The sequence below is a fragment of the Amycolatopsis sp. La24 genome (assembly GCF_029087445.1).
Taxonomy (GTDB): Bacteria; Actinomycetota; Actinomycetes; order Mycobacteriales; family Pseudonocardiaceae; genus Amycolatopsis; species Amycolatopsis nivea.
Map to the genome: position 1 here is coordinate 1 of NZ_JARACH010000131.1, position 3,168 is coordinate 3,168.

Consider the following 3,168-nt stretch of genomic DNA (forward strand, 5'->3'; position numbering starts at 1 on the left):
GGTGGAAAGTTCCGGCGGTATGGGATGAACCCGCGGCCTATCAGCTTGTTGGTGGGGTAATGGCCTACCAAGGCGACGACGGGTAGCCGGCCTGAGAGGGTGACCGGCCACACTGGGACTGAGACACGGCCCAGACTCCTACGGGAGGCAGCAGTGGGGAATATTGCACAATGGGCGCAAGCCTGATGCAGCGACGCCGCGTGAGGGATGACGGCCTTCGGGTTGTAAACCTCTTTCGCCAGGGACGAAGCGCAAGTGACGGTACCTGGATAAGAAGCACCGGCTAACTACGTGCCAGCAGCCGCGGTAATACGTAGGGTGCGAGCGTTGTCCGGAATTATTGGGCGTAAAGAGCTCGTAGGCGGTTTGTCGCGTCGGCTGTGAAATCTGGAGGCTTAACCTTCAGCGTGCAGTCGATACGGGCAGACTTGAGTTCGGCAGGGGAGACTGGAATTCCTGGTGTAGCGGTGAAATGCGCAGATATCAGGAGGAACACCGGTGGCGAAGGCGGGTCTCTGGGCCGATACTGACGCTGAGGAGCGAAAGCGTGGGGAGCGAACAGGATTAGATACCCTGGTAGTCCACGCTGTAAACGTTGGGCGCTAGGTGTGGGCGACATTCCACGTTGTCCGTGCCGTAGCTAACGCATTAAGCGCCCCGCCTGGGGAGTACGGCCGCAAGGCTAAAACTCAAAGGAATTGACGGGGGCCCGCACAAGCGGCGGAGCATGTGGATTAATTCGATGCAACGCGAAGAACCTTACCTGGGCTTGACATGCGCCAGACATCCCCAGAGATGGGGCTTCCCTTGTGGTTGGTGTACAGGTGGTGCATGGCTGTCGTCAGCTCGTGTCGTGAGATGTTGGGTTAAGTCCCGCAACGAGCGCAACCCTTATCCTACGTTGCCAGCGCGTCATGGCGGGGACTCGTGGGAGACTGCCGGGGTCAACTCGGAGGAAGGTGGGGATGACGTCAAGTCATCATGCCCCTTATGTCCAGGGCTTCACACATGCTACAATGGCTGGTACAGAGGGCTGCGATACCGCGAGGTGGAGCGAATCCCTTAAAGCCGGTCTCAGTTCGGATCGCAGTCTGCAACTCGACTGCGTGAAGTCGGAGTCGCTAGTAATCGCAGATCAGCAACGCTGCGGTGAATACGTTCCCGGGCCTTGTACACACCGCCCGTCACGTCATGAAAGTCGGTAACACCCGAAGCCCATGGCCCAACCCGCAAGGGAGGGAGTGGTCGAAGGTGGGACTGGCGATTGGGACGAAGTCGTAACAAGGTAGCCGTACCGGAAGGTGCGGCTGGATCACCTCCTTTCTAAGGAGCACAACACATCCCAGTCATCGTGCTGGGAGTGGCCGTCACTTAGAGGTCGAATGCATCTCTGCGACGGTTGCTCAAGGAATTGTGGAACTACTGGTTATCGCCGGCGACGGTGGATGATGTTCCTGCTCAGTACTGCGGCTTGCCGCGTGGAACGGGGGAGCGGAGTCCGGGTGGTCGGGTGTTCACTGCACGCTGTTGGGTCCTGAGGCAACACACGTTGTTTCTGGTGTGGTGTTTGAGAACTGTAGAGTGGATGCGAGCATCTTTGTGGTCAAGTTGTTAAGGGCACATGGTGGATGTCTTGGCTTCAGGAGCCGATGAAGGACGTGGGAGGCTGCGATATGCCTCGGGGAGCTGTCAACCGAGCTGTGATCCGAGGATTTCCGAATGGGGAAACCCAGCACCAGTGATGTGGTGTTACCCGCCGGTGAATATATAGCCGGTGTGGAGGGAACGCGGGGAAGTGAAACATCTCAGTACCCGCAGGAAGAGAAAACAAAAGTGATTCCGTGAGTAGTGGCGAGCGAAAGCGGAAGAGGCTAAACCGTTTGCATGTCAAGCTGTCAGGCGTTGTGCGGGCGGTGTTGTGGGACCCACCTTGGAGAGACTGACATTTCTCCGGATGTACGCGATGGTTAGCGGAACGCCTTGGGACGGGCGGCCGGAGCGGGTGAGAGCCCCGTACGCGAAAGCTGTTGTCGTAGGTCTTGGTGGTGTTCCCGAGTAGCAGCGAGCTCGTGGAATTTGCTGTGAATCTGCCGGGACCACCCGGTAAGCCTAAATACTTCCTGAAGACCGATAGCGGACGAGTACCGTGAGGGAAAGATGAAAAGTACCCCGGGAGGGGAGTGAAAGAGTACCTGAAACCGTGTGCCTACAAGCCGTCAGAGCGTTTCGGCGTGATGGCGTGCCTTTTGAAGAATGAGCCTGCGAGTTAGTGCTGCGTGGCGAGGTTAACCCGGGTGGGGTAGCCGTAGCGAAAGCGAGTCTGAATAGGGCGATTGAGTCGCGTGGTCTAGACCCGAAGCGGAGTGATCTACCCATGGCCAGGGTGAAGCGACGGTAAGACGTCGTGGAGGCCCGAACCCACTTAGGTTGAAAACTGAGGGGATGAGCTGTGGGTAGGGGTGAAAGGCCAATCAAACTCCGTGATAGCTGGTTCTCCCCGAAATGCATTTAGGTGCAGCGTCGCGTGTTTCTTGCCGGGGGTAGAGCTACTGGATGGTCTAGGGGCCTTACCGGGTTACCGAAATCAACCAAACTCCGAATACCGGTTAGTGAGAGCGCGGCAGTGAGACGGCGGGGGATAAGCTTCGTCGTCGAGAGGGAAACAGCCCAGAACACCAGCTAAGGCCCCTAAGTGTGTGCTCAGTGGGAAAGGATGTGGGATTGCCCAGACAACCAGGAGGTTGGCTTAGAAGCAGCCACCCTTGAAAGAGTGCGTAATAGCTCACTGGTCAAGTGGTCCTGCGCCGACAATGTAGCGGGGCTTAAGCACACCGCCGAAGCTGTGTCATTCACACAATACATCCGCAAGAGCTTTCGGGTTCTTGTGCAGTGGTGTGGATGGGTAGGGGAGCGTCCTGCATCCAGGGAAGCGGCCGCGGAAGCGAGTCGTGGAGGGTGCGGGAGTGAGAATGCAGGCATGAGTAGCGAATGCAGAGTGAGAAACTCTGCCGCCGGATGACCAAGGGTTCCTGGGCCAGGCTAATCCGCCCAGGGTAAGTCGGGACCTAAGGCGAGGCCGACAGGCGTAGTCGATGGACAACGGGTTGATATTCCCGTACCCGAGCATGTGCGCCCATGGCGAGGCGGTTGACACTAACCACCCGAAGC

The 3,168-nt window shown here is 58.0% G+C and carries 2 rRNA genes (1 of these 2 only partly in view); both read left to right on the forward strand.

Annotated elements, in window-relative coordinates:
• A 16S ribosomal RNA gene (locus PUT80_RS46025) occupies nucleotides 1–1,323 on the forward strand; the annotation flags it as partial.
• Between the two features lie 278 nt (nucleotides 1,324–1,601).
• Nucleotides 1,602–3,168 (forward strand): 23S ribosomal RNA (locus tag PUT80_RS46030) (it continues 1,623 nt past the right edge of the window).